16 protein-coding genes are annotated in these 16,607 nt (G+C 70.7%); 6 read left to right on the top strand and 10 right to left on the bottom strand.

What is annotated here, in order from left to right; all coding sequences use genetic code 11:
- Positions 1-20 precede the first annotated feature (20 nt).
- The 9 genes from BM536_RS27215 to BM536_RS27175 form a co-directional block, all read right to left on the bottom strand.
- Positions 21-1,244, bottom strand: coding sequence for a cytochrome P450 family protein (locus tag BM536_RS27215; RefSeq protein ID WP_211362954.1), 1,224 nt, complete (start codon positions 1,242-1,244; stop codon positions 21-23).
- A 145-nt stretch (positions 1,245-1,389) separates the two neighbouring features.
- The gene (locus tag BM536_RS27210) at positions 1,390-2,826 is read right to left on the bottom strand and encodes a flavin monoamine oxidase family protein (RefSeq protein WP_073493400.1); all 1,437 of its coding nucleotides are present in this window, start codon (positions 2,824-2,826) and stop codon (positions 1,390-1,392) included.
- Between the two features lie 543 nt (positions 2,827-3,369).
- Positions 3,370-3,990, bottom strand: a complete 621-nt coding sequence (locus BM536_RS40390; protein WP_094103622.1) for a hypothetical protein — start codon at positions 3,988-3,990, stop codon at positions 3,370-3,372.
- Positions 3,991-4,017: 27 nt separating this feature from the next.
- Complete coding sequence (locus tag BM536_RS27200; RefSeq protein ID WP_073493404.1) at positions 4,018-4,548, bottom strand: flavin reductase family protein; 531 nt, start codon at positions 4,546-4,548, stop codon at positions 4,018-4,020.
- Between the two features lie 57 nt (positions 4,549-4,605).
- Positions 4,606-5,490: a 3-hydroxybutyryl-CoA dehydrogenase gene (locus tag BM536_RS27195; RefSeq protein WP_073493406.1), complete on the bottom strand. Its 885-nt coding sequence runs from the start codon at positions 5,488-5,490 to the stop codon at positions 4,606-4,608.
- The gene (locus tag BM536_RS27190; RefSeq protein ID WP_073493408.1) at positions 5,487-6,485 is read right to left on the bottom strand and encodes a 3-oxoacyl-ACP synthase III family protein; all 999 of its coding nucleotides are present in this window, start codon (positions 6,483-6,485) and stop codon (positions 5,487-5,489) included. Before BM536_RS27190 ends, BM536_RS27195 begins: the two co-directional genes overlap by 4 nt.
- Complete coding sequence (gene ccrA, locus BM536_RS27185) at positions 6,485-7,810, bottom strand: crotonyl-CoA carboxylase/reductase (RefSeq protein ID WP_073493410.1); 1,326 nt, start codon at positions 7,808-7,810, stop codon at positions 6,485-6,487. Before ccrA ends, BM536_RS27190 begins: the two co-directional genes overlap by 1 nt.
- 41 nt (positions 7,811-7,851) lie before the next feature.
- Positions 7,852-8,250, bottom strand: coding sequence for a YybH family protein (locus tag BM536_RS27180; protein ID WP_073493412.1), 399 nt, complete (start codon positions 8,248-8,250; stop codon positions 7,852-7,854).
- A 75-nt stretch (positions 8,251-8,325) separates the two neighbouring features.
- Positions 8,326-8,715 carry a YybH family protein gene (locus BM536_RS27175; RefSeq protein ID WP_073493414.1) on the bottom strand — a complete coding sequence of 130 codons (390 nt, stop codon included), beginning with the start codon at positions 8,713-8,715 and terminating at the stop codon, positions 8,326-8,328.
- A gap of 325 nt (positions 8,716-9,040) precedes the next feature.
- Here BM536_RS27175 and BM536_RS27170 point away from each other — a divergent pair, with 325 nt between their 5' ends.
- The 6 genes from BM536_RS27170 to BM536_RS27145 are packed head-to-tail and all read left to right on the top strand — an operon-like array spanning position 9,041 to position 15,549.
- Positions 9,041-10,195 carry a DegT/DnrJ/EryC1/StrS family aminotransferase gene (locus tag BM536_RS27170; protein WP_094103621.1) on the top strand — a complete coding sequence of 385 codons (1,155 nt, stop codon included), beginning with the start codon at positions 9,041-9,043 and terminating at the stop codon, positions 10,193-10,195.
- A 33-nt stretch (positions 10,196-10,228) separates the two neighbouring features.
- On the top strand, positions 10,229-10,843 hold the full coding sequence (locus tag BM536_RS27165; RefSeq protein ID WP_073493416.1) for a dTDP-4-dehydrorhamnose 3,5-epimerase family protein: 615 nt from the start codon (positions 10,229-10,231) through the stop codon (positions 10,841-10,843).
- A complete protein-coding gene (locus BM536_RS27160) occupies positions 10,840-11,907 on the top strand; it encodes a glucose-1-phosphate thymidylyltransferase (RefSeq protein ID WP_073493418.1) in 1,068 nt (355 codons plus the stop codon). The genes BM536_RS27165 and BM536_RS27160 overlap by 4 nt, the downstream gene beginning before the upstream one ends.
- Positions 11,904-12,941, top strand: a complete 1,038-nt coding sequence (gene rfbB, locus BM536_RS27155; RefSeq protein WP_079275003.1) for a dTDP-glucose 4,6-dehydratase — start codon at positions 11,904-11,906, stop codon at positions 12,939-12,941. Before BM536_RS27160 ends, rfbB begins: the two co-directional genes overlap by 4 nt.
- Positions 12,938-14,323: an NDP-hexose 2,3-dehydratase family protein gene (locus BM536_RS27150; protein WP_073493420.1), complete on the top strand. Its 1,386-nt coding sequence runs from the start codon at positions 12,938-12,940 to the stop codon at positions 14,321-14,323. Before rfbB ends, BM536_RS27150 begins: the two co-directional genes overlap by 4 nt.
- Positions 14,324-14,376: 53 nt before the next feature.
- Positions 14,377-15,549 carry an acyl-CoA dehydrogenase family protein gene (locus tag BM536_RS27145; RefSeq protein WP_073493422.1) on the top strand — a complete coding sequence of 391 codons (1,173 nt, stop codon included), beginning with the start codon at positions 14,377-14,379 and terminating at the stop codon, positions 15,547-15,549.
- A 92-nt stretch (positions 15,550-15,641) separates the two neighbouring features.
- On the opposite strand, the gene BM536_RS27140 is transcribed toward BM536_RS27145, so the two are convergent.
- Positions 15,642-16,520, bottom strand: a complete 879-nt coding sequence (locus BM536_RS27140) for an NAD(P)-dependent oxidoreductase (RefSeq protein ID WP_211362953.1) — start codon at positions 16,518-16,520, stop codon at positions 15,642-15,644.
- Between the last annotated feature and the right edge of the window lie 87 nt (positions 16,521-16,607).

Below are 16,607 nucleotides of genomic sequence, written 5' to 3'. Positions count from 1 at the left end.
CCCTTCCGAAGGGTGGTCGCTCACCGCTTCCCGTCGCCGTGCAGACGGACCGGGAACGAATTGATGCTGCGCACCAGCCACATCTCGTCGTAGCGCAGCTCCTCGACGGGCACCGCGAGGGTCATCTGGGGAAACCGCCGCATGATCGCGGGGATGGCGACGGCCGCCTCCAGCCGGGCGAGCGCCGCTCCCAGACAGTTGTGCAGGCCGTGCCCGAGCCCCACATGCCGTGGTCCGGTACGAGTGATGTCGAGCCGGTCGGCGTCCGGCCAGCGGCGCGGATCCCTGTTGGCCGACCCGACCGCGGGTATCACCGGAGAGCCCGCGGGCAGTGACACCCCCGCGAACTCCAGGTCCTCCTTGGCGAAGCGGAAGAAGCCCACCGCGACACCGCCGTTGAAGCGCAGGAACTCCTCCACCGCCGTGTCCTTGAGCTCGGGACGCTCCAGGAGCAGCCTGCGCTGGTCGGGCCGTTCCAGCAGGGAGAGGACGGACGTCCCGATCAGGTTCCGGGTGGTGTCCAGGCCGGCCATGATCAACACGGCGATCATGGCGACGAGTTCGGTCTCGTCGAGCCGGTCCTCGCCGTCCCGGGCCTCGATCAGCGCGGACGCCAGATCGTCCGAGGGGTTGCGGCGCTTGTGGGCGATGAGTCCGCGGCCGTACTCCGCGATCTCCTCGAACGCGAGGCGATTGGCGTCCGCGTCCTCCGGATCGGTGTGGAACGCGCGCTCGATGGCATGGATCATCTCGTTGAAGCGGTCGAGCGGGAAGCCGAGGATGTTGCCCATCAGCGCCGCCGGGATCGCGCCCGCGTAGTCCATGACATCCGGCTGGTCCTGCTTCTCCAGGCGGTCCAGCTCCGCCTCGACCACCGCGTGGGTCGGCTCCTCCCACTGCGCGATGCGCCGCGGTGTGAAGGTGCTCATCGCCAGTCGGCGCACGCGCGTGTGGTCCGGCGGATCGAGCATCGTGATGATCCGCTCGATCGCCGTGCCCTTGCCCACCGCCATTCCGCCGTCGATGAACTCCTTGCTCGCCCAGGCCGGGTTGGTGCTGAACCGAGGGTCGCCCAGGAGCTGCTGCACATCGTCGAAGCGCGTGGCGATCCAGAGCGGAATGTCCCCGACGGGAAAGCGGAACGGGTGCATCGGAGAATTCTCGCGAAGCCATTCCAGAGTGGGATACGGGTTCTGGTAGTAGTCGTACCCGAACAGTTCGGTGGGCGGTGCTGGTGCCGTCATGGAATAGCCTCTCGCCTGGGTTGGGGACACATGTGCCTGGGCCGACCGAAAATCAGTGAACACGCTAGGGCGCACGGCCCAGGGCACAGTCACGCGTCGGTAATCAGAGGGGCCGCCCGCCCGTCAGGGCGGCACCGGCCCCGGATCACCCGCCGAGGATTTCGGCCACCTGGGCCGCCGCGGTGAATCCGGTCTCGATGGCACCGTCCATGAACCCGTGCCAGCCGTCGGCTATGTCGCCGGTGGCGAACGCCACCCGGCCCCGGGGCTGCTGGACCGACCTGAGCGGACCGGTCAGCACCCCGGGCCGCCGTACCGCCCAGCCGCCACGGGAGTACGGGTCACGGCCCCAGTGCTGTGCTTTCACCGCCACGACCTCGATGCCGGGCACGACCTTGCGCAACTCGGCCTGCACGGCCGAGGTGTCGGTCGGGTCGAAGGTGGGACTGGCCGAGAAGCCGACCATGATGTTGCCGTCCGCGCGTTCCTTGAAGGGCACCACGTTCAGCAGAGGCGCGCCTGCCGGGCCCTCCACGTAGAAGCGGCCGAGGTCCGCGCCCCGCACGTGCATGAGGAACTTCTGCGAGGTCCGTACACCCAGGCCGTCCGTGGACAGCCTGGTGTACTCGGCGGGCAGCCCCGGGGCGAAGGCGATGGTGTTCCACGTGTTCACGGGCACGGCGACGACCACGGCACGGGCGGTGTACGTCTTGCCGGCACGCGTGGTCACCTTCACCTTGCGGCCGTCGTCCGTGACGGACGCCACCGGCGAGCGGAGCACCGGCGTGACCCCGGAGTCGTCGAGGATCGCCTTGACCAGGGCGGTCGACCCCGCTTCCGGGCGGTCGGTGTTCACGCTCATGTAGCCGTCGAAGCTCCAGCCGGACAGGGACCACCAGTGGGCTACGCACGCGAGACCGACCGTCGACGCCGAACCGGTCAGCCCGCCGACGGTGTTGCTGACCAGCAGCTCGTCGTCCGCGCTGTACCGCAGCTGGTCGAGCCGGTCGCGCATCGACAGGGCGTCGACCGGACGCACCAGGTCCGCGCGGTGGAGCGGCTCGTAGGGGCGGGGGAAGTAGTCGCGCGAGCCTTCGAAGAACGGCGTGATCAGTTCCGACTGGCGGGCGTACACCTCGGCGGGGGACATCTCACGAAAGCCGCTCGCCGCGGGCACGAAGGCACGGGTCGGCGCGGCGTCCGAGACGATGCGCATGCCGTAGCGCTCCACCTCCGCCCAGACGTGTTTCTGCTTGCGATCCAGCCAGGTTCCGCCCATCTCGACCTGCTCGCCGGCGAACGAGGAGGTCCACACGCGGCCGCCGATGCGGTCACGGGCCTCCAGGACCCGCACGCTCAGTCCCCCGGCCGTGAGTTCCCGGGCGGCGGTGGCACCCGCGAAACCCGCGCCGATGACGACGACGTCGGTGGGCGCGTCCTCGGGACCGTCGGCACGGGCGGTGTTCAGCGTGACGGCACCGACTCCGGCCGCCAGTGCGGTGGCCCCGGTGGCTTTGAGAATCGTTCGGCGCGAGGCCGCATGCCTCGGTCCGGAACCGGGAAGCTTGTCTGCAGCGTTCATGGTGCCTTCCTTGACGACCCCGTTCCAGGACGACGGGGAGAGGTGGCGAGCTGTGTGGACGACGGGTGTCCCGACGCGAGGCGCGGCCGGATGCACCTGTGTGGGGCATCGCGCGTGCGGGGGAGGTATCCGCGTCAGCACGTTGCGCGTCACCGGGGCGGGGACCGTGGGACGGACGCGCGAAGGCCGGCCGTACGGGACACGTCGCGACGGCCCCCACCCGCGCAGGGCGGGGCTCCGGCCATGGCGAACGGCGCGTCGGACACGGACCGTTGGGCCGGGCGGCGGCGACGCGCCGCCCGCGCGGGCTGTCAGAGGTGCTGGATCGCAGCCCGTGGCGTGCAGTTCGAGACCATGGCTGTCCTGTCTCCCTTCGATTCCCCCGTTGGTGCCCGTGCGCGGTCCGTCACCGGTGGGCGCGGGAACACGGGCCGACCCCGCCGGCTCGCATCGCGCCGCAGGATCCGAAATCCACCCTACGGGTGAGGAATTCGGCCACTGCCATCGCGCGGTAACGGCCAGGTAATCGAGGGACACCCCGGCTCAGGAACGACCGCTGCCCGTCAGCGCCGCGCGCGTGGACCGGCCCAGTTCGCGTGCCAGGGAGTGAAGGTGCTCGGGGGCGTCCGTCGGGTGCGGGCGTTCGGCGAGGACGAGGACCAGACATTCCAGGACCAGCGCCGACACCAGCGCCCGGTGCCGGGCCGACAGTTTCGTACGGCCGCCTCGGACGGCGGAGCGCCCCGCCGTGCCCCGCCCGGCGTCGAGCGCGCCGAGCAGCACCCTGCGGGCCTCGTGGGAGAGGGCCCGGCGCAGGGTGCCGTCACGGCGTTCCGCCGTGGTGAGCGCGCGGGCGAGAGACGCCTCGAAAGCAGTCAGCACGGCGGTCGCGAAGGGGATGGCCGACTTCGTGTGCGGCCCTCCTTGGCCGGCGGGCAGGGGGTCGATGACGGTGCGCCGCGGGTCGGGGCCGTCGGCGGGAAGGCGGCCGGGGGCGGTACGCCCGGCGGGCCGGCGGTCGGTCTCGGTGTGGTCGGCCGCGGTGTGGTCGCGTTGTGCCGTCGCCCGCGCCAACCCCTCGGTGAGGGCCTCGGAGAACCAGCGCCCCGCGGCGGCCGCGTCCACCATGCCGAGGCTGTCCCCGGCTTCGGTTCCGGTAGGCATGGCTGCTCATCCCCCCGCGACGGTCACTCAGTGACGGGACACGGTGTGCTCGAACCGGCCACCGAAGAAGAGCAGTCCGGCCCCGGTCGATCCGCTGCTCGCGCCGGCCACGTCCCCGATGAATATCGAGTGGTCCCCCGAGTCGTGGAACTCGGACAGCTCGCACTCCAGCCAGGCCAGCGCGCCCCGCAGCAGCGGTGCCCGCGTCAGCGGGCCGGGCTCCCAGTCGACGCCGTCGAACTGCTCGGCGCCCAGCGGCCGGTTCCGGTCCGCGAAATGACGTGCCAGGCCCTCGTGGTCCGCGCTGAGGACCGACACACCGAAACGCCGCTCGGCCGTGATCGCCTTGTGCATCACCGCGCTGTGGGACACGCAGCACAGCACGGTGGGCGGGGTGAGGGAGACGGAGCTGAAGGCGTTGGCCGTCATCGCGTGGATGTGGTCGCCGCCGACGCTCAGCACGACGACACCGGTCGCGAACCGCGACATGGCCTCGCGCAGCTCGGCCGGTGTCGCCCGGAGCGCCTCGGCGCCCTCCGAGGCGGTCGTGGAACTCATCCTGAAACCTCCGGGAGACTGTGACGAGGGACGTGAGGACCGGTACCGCCGGCCCGGTCAGTCGGCATACGAGTAGAAGCCGTGCGCCGTCTTGCGCCCGAGCATGCCGCCCTCGACCATGCGCACGAGCAGCGACGGCGGTGCGTACAGCGGTTCCTTGAACTCCTCGTACAGCGAGTCCGCGATCGAGGCGACGACATCCAGCCCGATGAGGTCCGCGAGCCGCAGCGGGCCCATGGGGTGGGAGCAGCCCAGCCGCATGGCCTGGTCGATGACCTCGGCCGTGGCGAATCCCGACTCCACCATGCGGACGGCGGCCAGCAGATACGGGATCAGCAGGGCGTTGACGACGAACCCGGCCCGGTCCTCGGTACGGATCACCTGCTTGCCGAGCACGTCCGTCACGAAGCGCTCGGTGCGGTCGCGGACCTCCTCGTCGGTCAGCAGCGACCCCGTCAGCTCCACCAGCGGCAGCACCGGCACGGGGCTGAAGAAGTGGACTCCCACCACCCGTTGGGGGCGACCGGTGGAACGGCCCAGCCGCATGATGGGCAGGGAAGAGGTGTTGGAGGCCAGGATCGCCTCCGGATCCTTGACGATCGCGTCCAGGCGGGCGAACAGCTCGACCTTGGCGCTCTCGTCCTCGCGGATGGACTCGATGACGAACTGCCGGTCGGCCAGCTCGTCGAGGTCCGCCGTCAGGGTGATGCGGGCCAGGGCGGCGTCCCGTTGCTGCACGGTCAGCTTCTCCTTGTCCACCGCGCGGTCGAGCGACGCCTCGATGCGCCGACGTCCCGGGGCGACGGACTCCGGCCGCGAGACCACCACGGTCACGTCCAGGCCGGCCTTCGCGCAGATCTCGGCGATGCCGGCGCCCATCTGGCCGCAGCCGACGACGCCCACCCGGTGGATGTCCGGCGCGCTCTGCACAGTCGTGGTCATGCTGTCACTCCCCAGCGGATGAGGCCGGCGCCCATCGACATGCCGCCGCCGAAACCCGCGAGCAGCACGATGTCGCCGTCGTTGAGATGGCCCTGCCGGTTCGCCGTGTCGAGCGTCACGGCGACGGCGGCGTTGCCGGGATTGCCGTACCGGTCGAGGGTCCGGTGGGTCATGGCGGCCGCCAGGCCCAACCGCTCGACGATCTGCGCGAGCATGACCCCGTTGGGCTGGTGGGGCACGAAGTGGTCGATGCGGTCCCGGGACACACCTGCACGCCGGCACAGCGTCTCGACGAGGCCGGGCAGGTTCTCCAGGACGAAGTCCCGCACCGCGCGGCCCTCCATGCGGAAGAAGTGCGAGCCCTCCCGCAGGGTCCGCTCGGACGCGGGCAGCCGGCTGCCGCCCGCCTCGACCCGGATCAGCCGGTGGCCCTCGCCCCGGCTGGCCAGCTCCATGTCGACGAACCCACGGGGCGGCTCGACCTCCCCGATCACGGCGGCTCCCGCCCCGTCCGCCATCAGCACGGCCGTACGCCGGTCCGTGAAGTCCAGGATCCGCGAGTACACGTCGGCTCCGACGACCAGCGCCCGGCCTCCCGGGCGTCCGGCGAGCAGCCGGCGCGCGACCTCGAGTGCGTACACGAAGCCGCTGCAGACGACGTTGACGTCGAAACAGACCGCGGCACGGGCGTCCAGTCCCCGCTGGACGTGGTACGCCGTCGGGGGCTGGGGGGAGTCCGGCGTGGAGGTGGACACGATGAGGTAGTCGATGTCGCCGGCCGTCAGTCCCGCCGACTCCAGCGCGCGTTCGGCGGCCCGCACCGCCAGGTCCGAGGTCGCCTCGTGCGGCGCGGCGAAACGCCGGGCGGTGATGTGGGTGCGCTCCTCGATCCACTGCGGGCTCACTCCCACCCGGGCGGCGATCTCGTCGTTGCCGACCTCGTCCTTGGGAAGGTAGGAGCCCGTGCCCAGGATCCCGATGGGCCGCTCGTCCATCACAGGCTCCGCAGCGGATTGAGCGCGTCGGCGCCGATCCGCTCCCGCAGCTGCGGGTCGGTGACCCCGAGGCCCTCCCGGGGCGCCTGGCACAGCACGGCCACCTTGCCGAGGTGCTGGTTGGTCTGCACCAGTCGCGCCGCCTCGCCCACCTCGTCCAGGGTGTACACCGAGGAGAGCACGGGGGCGATCCTGCCGAGCGCGACCAGCCGGTTCAGCTCGGCCTGTTCCTGGAGGTTCGCGGCGTGACTGCCGACGATCCGCTTGGAGTTCATCCACAGGTAGCGGTTGTCGTAGGTGTGCTGGTAGCCGGTGCTGGAGCCGCAGGTGACCACGGTGCCGCCGCGGCGTACGACGAACACCGAGACGCCGAAGGTGGCGCGGCCGATGTAGTCGAAGGCGACGCTGGGGTCCTCGCCGACCTCGCGGCGGATGAACCGCCCCAGGCGCTTGCCCTGCTCGACGGTCTCCTCGGGCGTCGTCGCGTCGCCCAGGCCGATCTCGGCCCGGTTGACGATCACATCGCAGCCCAGGGCGCGCAGGGCCTTCGCCTTCCGCTCGGAACCGACCACCCCGACCGGGATCCCGCCGGCCTGCTTGACCAGTTGCACCGCGAACGCCCCGAGGCCACCGGTGGCGCCCCAGATCAGCACCACGTCACCGAGCTTGATCCGGGCACCCTTGTCGCTGATCAGCATCCGGTAGGAGGTTGCCGCGGTGAGCAGCACACCGGCCGACTCCTCCCAGGTCAGATGGCCCGGCTTCGGCAGCAGCTGACTGGCCTTGACCACGGCGTACCGGGCGAGGCCGCCGAAGTTCGTCTCGTAACCCCAGATGCGCTGCTCGGCACCCAGCATGGCGTCCGCGTGCGTGGCCGGTTCGTGGTCGTCCACCTGGACGCAGGAGACGACGACGTGGGCGCCCGGGCGCCAGCGCCGCACGGCGGAGCCGGCCCGCACCACGACACCGGAGGCGTCCGAGCCGATCACCTGGTACGGCAGGTCGTGCCGGGCGGCGTGGCCGCCCTGGCGGCCGAAGCGCTCCAGGAACCGGAAGGTCGGCACCGGCTCGAAGGTCGCGGACCACACCGTGTTGTAGTTGATCGCGCTGGCCATGACCGCCACCAGCACCTCGTCCGGCGCCAGTTCCGGCATGGCCACCGGGCCCACCCGGATGGACCGGCGTACGTCCTTGTCCTGCGCTCCCTCGAACATGCCGACGTCCTCGGCGCGCAGGTGGGCGGCGTCGAAATGGTCCGGCACCTGCTCGCGCGCGAGAACCTCCTCCGGAGCACCCGTAAGGAGAGCCTCGGTCAGAGAATCCATCGTGATCCGTCCTCGTGAGATGGGGTCCGCGGGGCGGTGGCCTAGGTGTTGGGGGTGTGCATCACCGGACGGTCGATCGCCATGATCCACTTGCCGTTCCCGTCCCGCACGAGCACGTCCGTGCACCGGCCGTCGAGCTTCTCTGGGGAGCCGTCCGCGCCCACGGCCTCCACCGAGAAGTCCACGATCAGCAGCATCGTGTCGCCCGTGCGGTAGGTCTGCCGCACCGTGGCGGTCAGCTTCGGCCTGGTGGCGAGGAACTCCGTGATGGCCCGGGTGCGCTCGGGGCCGGTCAGCGTCGTGCCGGTGAGGTTGGAGATCGCGTCCGACCGGTACAGCTGGTCGAAGACGGCGCCCTCACCGGAGTTGAAGGCGTCGGTGAACACGTCGTTCTGCTGGTGCGGGTCGTCGGTGAGGGTGAGGTCCAGGGCCTGGCTCATGGTCGGGCTTCCTCGCTTCGTGGTCGGGGTGCGGGCAGCCGGCAAGGCCGCCGGGACGGGACGGGGGAGGGCGGGTCAGATGTCCGTGCCGTACGGGTTGTCGATGGCGAAGCGCCACCGGCCGTCGGCGCCGCGCCGCAGCACGTCCACGCCGATGCCCTGTTGGCGCTCGGTGCCCTGCGACGTGGGGGTGTCGATCGTCCAGTCCACGGCGAGCAGCGCGGTGTCGGAGATGACGTACGACTCGAGAATCTCGATCTTCATCACCGGCTTCCGCGCCAAGAATTCGGCGAGGCCGGCCCTGCGCTCGGCGCCGCTCACCGGCTTGCCCTTTTCCCAGACGGAGACCGCGTCCTCGGTGTAGAGCAGGTCGACGGCGGCCGCGTCGCCCGAGTTGAAAGCACGCACGTAGTTCTCGGCGTGCGCGAGAACTTCTTCGGTCAGCTCGTCACTGGCTACGGTCATGGCGATACCGCTCCCCTTCTTGGTGAATTCGACGCCGCTGTGTCTTCGGCGTGGTGGAGCCACGGAACTGCGAATGCGCCGTCACACGGTATGGGCGGCCGTTCCATCAGCCGGTCATCGAAGGGCGGAGAGCCGGTGGTTACCGCGCCGTTACTGCCTTCCTGAGGGGCCCGTGTAGCTTCCTCAGGCGTTAGGTGGCGGCTGTTGAATTCCGCTGCCCGATTCGGTGCCGGAAACCCCGCCTGTCGGGCGCAGGAGCGGTCCCTGTCCGCTGCTGCCGGTGCGGCAGTGCAATTCACCGCGACCTCCGATCGGAGCATTTACGATGATCAACGTGTTCCAGCCCAGCCTGGGCGCCGAGGAACTCGAGGCCGTTTCAGAGGTGTTCGCCGACAACTGGCTGGGACACGGCCCCCGCACCAGGGAGTTCGAGGCCCGGTTCGCCGAACACCTGGGCGTCCCGCCGGAACACACGATCTTCATCAACGCGGCCACGGCCGGACTCTTCCTCGCCACCGAACTCCTCGGCCTCGGCCCCGGTGACGAGGTCGTGCTGCCCTCGGTGAGTTTCGTGGCCGCCGCCAACGCCGTGGCGTCCACCGGCGCCCGCCCGGTGTTCTGCGACGTCGACCCGCGCACCCTCAACCCGACGCCGGCCCACGTGGAGAGCGCCCTGTCCCCGCGCACCAAGGCGGTGCTCCTGCTGCACTACGGCGGCCTCCCCGGCGAGGTGGCGGCCATCGCCGAGCTGTGCCGCTCCCGTGGCGTGACGCTGGTCGAGGACGCCGCCTGCGCCGTCGCCTCGGGCGACGGCGAGACCCGGTGCGGCACGTTCGGCGACCTGGGGGTGTGGAGCTTCGACGCCATGAAGGTCCTGGTCACCGGGGACGGCGGCATGCTGTACGTCCGCGACGCCGAACTCGCCCGCAAGGCCCGCAGGCTGGCCTACCACGGCCTGGACAACAAGGCCACCGGCTTCTCCAAGGCCAAGGTGTCCGACCGCTGGTGGGACCTGGAGGTGCGGGAGTTCGGCCGTCGCCTGATCGGCAACGACCTGACCGCGGCGATCGGCACCGTGCAACTGCGCCGGCTGCCCGGGTTCGTCGCACGGCGCCAGGAGATCTCGGGGCTCTACGACCGGCTGCTGGCCGGTGCCGAGGGCGTCGTGCTGCCGCCCGCCCTGCCGGAGGGCCAGCACGGCACGTACTACTTCTACTGGGTGCAGCTGGACGCGGCGATCCGGGACCAGGTCGCAGCCGATCTGCTGGCCCGCGACATCTACACCACCTTCCGCTACCCGCCGCTGCACAAGGTGCCCGCCTACGGTGCCGGACCGCGGGACCTGCCCGGTGTCGAGGAGGCGTCCGCGACGACGCTGCTGCTGCCCCTGCACCAGGGGCTCGACGACTCCGAGGTGCGCACCGTCGCGGACGAACTGCGCAAGGCCGTCGAGCACCGCCTGACCGCGGCAGCTCACTGACGGCCGGCGCGAGAAGGAAGGCGGTCCCCGCCCGTGCACATCTCCGAGACAGCCGTCCCCGGGGCGTACGTCATCACGCCCCGGCACCTCGTCGACGAGCGCGGCGCGTTCTTCGAACACTTCCGGTCCGATCTGCTCGCCGACACCCTGGGGCACCCCTTCGTCCCCCGGCAGATCAACTACTCCGTGTCCCACCGCAACACCCTGCGCGGCCTCCACAGCGTGGCCATACCGCCGGGGCAGGCCAAGTACGTCACCTGCGTCCGCGGCGCACTCCGTGACATCGTCGTCGACCTCCGGGTCGGCTCACCGGCCTTCGGGACGTACCAGACGACCCTCCTGGACGCGGAATCGGGACGCGCCCTGTACATACCCGAAGGCGTCGGGCACGGATTCCTCGCGCTCGACGACGACACCTGCATCTGCTACGTCCTGTCCAGCGAGCACGTGCCCGGCACCCAGATCGACATCGACCCGCTCGACCCCGATCTCGCCCTGCCCTGGGGTTTCGACGAACCACCGCTGATGTCCCGGAAGGACGCCAACGCCCCGAGCGTCGCGGAAGCCGAAGCGGCCGGAGTTCTCGCCAGGTGGCCGGTTGCTGCACGAGGCACACAATCCAACGCCGTAAGGAATTCACTGACATGAAGGCTCTGGTGCTGTCGGGCGGGTCGGGTACACGCCTGCGCCCCTTCAGTTATTCGATGCCCAAACAGCTCATCCCGGTCGCCAACAAACCGGTTCTGGAACACGTGCTGGAAAGCATCCGCGACCTGGGCGTGACCGACATCGGGATCATCGTCGGTGACCGGGCCTCCGAGATCGCCGAGGTCGTCGGCGACGGCGCGCGCTTCGGCGCGCGCATCACCTACGTCCGGCAGGACCGGCCGCTGGGGCTCGCGCACTGCGTGCGGCTGGCACGATCGTTCCTCGGCGAGGACGACTTCGTGATGTACCTCGGCGACAACATGCTGCCCCAGGGCATCGACGCCCTCGCCGCCGACTTCCACCGGCACCACCCGGCCGCGCAGGTCGTGGTGCGCAGGGTCGCCGACCCGCGGGCGTTCGGCGTCGCCGAACTGGGCCCCGACGGCACCGTGGTGCGTCTCGTCGAGAAGCCCGAGAAGCCCGCGAGCGACCTGGCCCTGGTCGGCGTGTACTTCTTCACGCCCGCCATCCATGAGGCCGTCGACGCCATCCGGCCGAGCGCGCGCGGCGAACTGGAGATCACCGACGCCATCCAGTGGCTGGTGACCCAGGGCGCCGACGTGCGGGCCGGGGAGTACGCCGGCTACTGGAAGGACACCGGACGAGCCGAGGACGTACTCGACTGCAACCGGTGGATGCTGGCCCGGCTCGTCCCGCGCGTCGACGGAGACGTCGACGCCGCCAGCGAGATCGTCGGCAGGGTCGTCGTCGAGGCCGGGGCCCGCGTCGTGCGCTCCCGCATCGTGGGACCGGCGATCATCGGCGCGCACACCGTCGTCGAGGACTGCCACATCGGGCCGGACAGCGCCATCGGCGAGCACTGCGTGCTGCGCGCCACCCGCCTCGCCGACTCCATCGTCATGGCGGGCGCCTCGATCACCGAGGTCCCCGGCCTGGCCGCCTCCCTGATCGGGCGAGCGGCCAGCGTCGGACCCAGCGCCCACGTCGACGCCCACCACCGGCTGGTCGTCGGCGACCACACGCGCGTGGAGGTGGCGGCATGAGGGTCCTGGTGACCGGCGGTGCCGGGTTCATCGGCTCGCACTACGTGCGCACCATGCTCGCGGGTGGCTACGCGGGCTACGAGGACGCGCACGTGACCGTGCTGGACAAGCTCACCTACGCCGGCAACCGCGACAACATCCCCCTCGGCCACCCGCGGCTCGACCTGGTCGTGGGCGACATCTGCGACCGCGACCTGCTGCACGACCTGCTGCCCGGGCACGACGCGGTGGTCCACTTCGCCGCCGAGTCCCACGTGGACCGCTCCCTGGCCTCCGCCGACGCCTTCACCCGCACCAACGTCCTCGGCACGCAGGTGCTCCTGGAAGCCTGCGTGTGGGCCGGCGTGCCACGGGTGGTGCACGTGTCCACCGACGAGGTCTACGGCACCATCGAGCACGGCTCGTGGACCGAGGAGTGGCCGCTGCTGCCCAACTCGCCCTACGCCGCGTCCAAGGCGGCCTCCGACCTGATCGCCCGAGCCTTCTGGCGCTCCCACGGCCTGGACCTGTCCATCACCCGCTGCTCCAACAACTACGGCCCCCACCAGCACCCCGAGAAACTGATCCCGCTGTTCATCACCAACCTCCTCGAAGGCGAGCCCGTCCCGGTCTACGGCGACGGCCTGAACATCCGCGAATGGCTGCACGTCGACGACCACTCACGCGCCATCCAGCTGGTCCTCACCCGCGGCCGGGCCGGCGAGATCTACAACGTGGGCGGCGGGAACGAACGGACGAACCTGGCCGTGACCGAGCGCCTGGTCGAGCTGGCCGGCCTCGACCGGTCCTGGATCCGCTACGTCCCCGACCGCAAGGGACACGACCAGCGGTACTCGCTGGACGAGACCAAGATCCGTGAGGAACTGGGCTACGCGCCCACCGTCGACTTCGACTCGGGCCTGGCCGACACGGTCGCCTGGTACCGCGACAACGTCCACTGGTGGAAGGCGTCCAAGCACCGTGGCGTACCGGCGCCGACGAGCGACCACGCGGAGAACCCCGCCTCCCGGCGGCCCGCGAAGGGAGCGCGATGAGCACCGCGACGGTCCTGCGCCCCCGCCTCGACGACCGCCTGACCGCGCGGTTCGCCCGGTCGGCCGCCGCCACCCGCACCGGAGCCTTCCTGCCCACGGACGCCTTCACCGAGTGGCTCGCGCGGCGTGCCCGGGCCCACCGGTTCCGCGTGGACCGCATCCCCTTCGCGGAGCTGGACGGCTGGTCGTTCCGCGACGACTTCGGGGTGCTCGGCCACCACAGCGGCCGGTTCTTCACCGTCGAGGGGGTGTCCGTCACCACAGGCCCCGACCCGCTCCTGCACTGGCAGCAGCCGATCATCAACCAGCCCGAGGTCGGCATTCTGGGCATCCTCGCCAAGGAGTTCGACGGAGTCCTCCACTTCCTGATGCAGGCGAAGATGGAGCCGGGCAACCCGAACCTGCTGCAGCTGTCGCCCACCGTCCAGGCCACCCGCAGCAACTACACCAAGGTCCACCGGGGCGCGGACGTCAAGTACATCGACCACTTCGTCGAGCCGGGGCGCGGCCGGGTGCTGGCCGACGTGATGCAGTCGGAACACGGCGCCTGGTTCCTGCGCAAGTCCAACCGGAACATGATCGTGGAGACCGACGAGGACGTGCCGGTCGACGAGGACTTCTGCTGGCTGACCCTCGGTCAGATCGGTGAACTCCTGCACCGCGACAACGTGGTGAACATGGACGCGCGCACCGTGCTGGCCTGCGCTCCCACGGAACCCGCCGAGCGCGAGGCGCTGCACTCCGACACCGAGGTCAGGTCCTGGTTCACGGCGGAACGCTCCCGCCACGACGTGCGGGTGGACCCCGTGCCCCTGGCCCGGGTCACCGACTGGGTGCGCACGCCCACCACCATCGAGCACGTCGCACAGCGGTACTTCCGCGTGGTGGCCGTCTCGGTGCAGGCGGACAGCCGGGAGGTGACCGCCTGGTCCCAGCCGCTGATCGAACCCTGCGCCGAGGGCGTGATCGCCTTCGTGACACGCCGCTTCGCCGGCGTCCCGCACGTGCTGGTCCACGCCCGCGTCGAGGGCGGCTTCCTCGACACCGTCGAACTGGCGCCCACCGTCCAGTACACCCCGGAGAACTACGCCCACCGCGGCGCCGGCCGGCGGCCCCCCTTCCTCGACCTCGTGCTGGACGCGGACCCGGCCGACATCCGCTACGAGGCGATCCACTCGGAGGAGGGCGGCCGCTTCCTCAACGCGGAGAGCCGCTACCTGTTCGTGACGGCCGACGCGGACCAGGCCCCGGACGAGCCCCCGCCCGGCTACCGCTGGGTCACCCCCGGTCAGCTCAACTCCCTCGTCCGGCACGGGCACTACCTCAACGTCCAGGCGCGGACCCTGCTCGCGGTACTCAACTGCGCTGCCGTGCGGCTCTGACACCGCCCCGGCCTGCGGCGGGAACCATCCACGACGATCAGAAGGAAGACAAGATGCGAGCCGACCCGAGCAGCGCCTCAGCCGTCCTGGAGGCGGTCACCGCCGTCGTGCCCACCCTCAGGGAGAACGGCCGGGAGGCCGAGGACCGGCGCTGGATACCGGAGGAGAACATCGACCTGCTCGACAAGGCGGGGGTGTTCCGCATGGCGGTGCCGAGCCGCTACGGCGGGCTCGACCTGCCGTTGGCGGACCAGGTGGCGGTCCTGGAGGAGATCTCCCGCGGCTGCGGATCCACCGGGTGGACCGCCGCCGCCTGGGTGTCGACCGCCTGGATGGCCGGCCTGTATCCGCAGAAGGCACAGGAGGAGGTCCTGGGGAAGGGTGCCGTGCGCGTCTCGGGCGGCTTCACCCCCAGCGGCAGCCTGACGCCCACCGAGGGCGGCTATCTCCTCAACGGCTCCTGGCGCTTCAACACCGGCTGCCGGGCCGCCGACTGGGACATGCTCGCCGCGCTCCGCGAACACCCAGACGGCTCGGTGGACCTGGTCTACGCCCTCGTTCCGATGACCGAACTGCAGATCGCCGACGACTGGCATGTGTCGGCCGCCATCGGCACCGGAAGCTCCACCACGACGGCCAAGGACGTCTTCGTGCCGGCCCATCGGGTCGCGGACGGCGAGGCGGCCGTCGAGGGCACCCTGCTGGACCACGTCGGCAACGCCGGCCGTCGCTACGGACTCATGGGGTTCGTCCTCGCCGAAGGCGCGGCCGTCTACATCGGCATGGCGCAGGCCGCCTACGAACTGTTCGTCGAGCGGCTGCCGGGCAAGGCCATCGCGTACACCAACTGGGAGGAGCAGAGCCGGCACCCGGTCACCCAGATCGGCGTGGCCACGGCCGAGAACAAGATAGTGGCGGCCAGGGCCCTCAACGCCCAGGTGATCGACCTCCTGCAGCGTCTGGCCGACAGCGGCGCGCACCCCACGGTGCAGGAGCGGGCCACCATCCACGGCCGCTGCGGATACGCCATCCAACTGGTGAAGGAGGCCGTGGAGACCCTGCACGCCATGAGCGGGGCGTCCGCCCTGTCCCGCGGCGCCCACTTCCAGCGTTTCTACCGTGACCTGGAAGGTCTGTCACTGCACGGCATGATGACGCCCGTCTCCAACCTGGAGGTGCACGGCCGCGTCCTGCTGGGCCTCGACCCGGACAGCCCCGTCCTGTAGGCGCCCACGGCGCCACGACCCCGTACCGGGGAAACAGCTCGGCCCGGCCCGGCAAACCGATGTTCGGCTTGCCGGACCGGCGAGTACGTGTGTCAGGCCTTGGGCTGCTTCAGCACCTCGGTCAGCGCCGAGATGCTGTGGTCGCCGTGACCCGCCTCGACCGCCCGGTGCAGCAGGTCGTGGAACGGCTTGTGCCACGACATGTCGAGCCCGGCCTCCTTGCCCAGCTCCGCGTCGTGCGCCGCGCCCGCGACGAACAGGTTCACCGACGACGCCGGCTTGCTGTAGTCGCCGGAGTCGATCTCCTCGGCGAACAGCGGCAGCACGGAGTTGATCATCTCGAACCACTTGACGCTGAAGCGGACCATGGAGGACGCTTCCAGGCCGCGCGCCTGAAGGGCCGCGGCACCCTGGAAGAAGCCGACGAGCGCGGGCAGCAGCGTGCCACCCACCGCCATCTCGTACAGCGCGGCCAGATCCGCGTCCTCACCGAGGAACACGGTGTCGCCGCCCATCACCCGCAGCGTCGACTCGAACTCCTCGAAGACACCCTTGTCGCCGCCGTAGTACAGCAGCGTGTCCTCGGCTCCCACGGCGGAGGGCACGTTCTTGACCGCACCGCCCAGGAAACGGGCACCGTGCCCCAGCGCCCAGGCAGCCGTCTCACGGGCACCGGCGGGGGACCCGCTGTTCAGGGTGACAAGGGCTCGCCCCTTCAGCGCCTCGCCGGCCGGCTCGATCGCCGCGCGCGTGTCGTCGTACGTCGTCAGACAGGTGATGACCAGAGGGCCGGCCGCGACCGCGTCCTTGACCGACTCGGCCTGGACGGCGCCCTTTTCCACCAGCGGAGCGGCCTTCGAGGCCGTCCGGTTCCACACAGTGGTCGGGTGGCCCGCCTCGATGAAGGCTTCGGCCAGGGCCGTGCCCATCGAGCCCAGCCCGATGACGGTCACAGGGGTGCGGTTGTCCACAATTGCTCCCAGAACTCGGATGGTTGGCGCTGAAGTAGGGGGGGCGCCGCCGACATCAGGACCTGACGCGTGCGTCCCGCAACACCG

It is taken from the genome of Streptomyces phaeoluteigriseus, assembly GCF_001896135.2.
Lineage (GTDB): Bacteria > Actinomycetota > Actinomycetes > Streptomycetales > Streptomycetaceae > Streptomyces > Streptomyces phaeoluteigriseus.
This window is presented reverse-complemented; position numbering and strand designations above follow the sequence as displayed.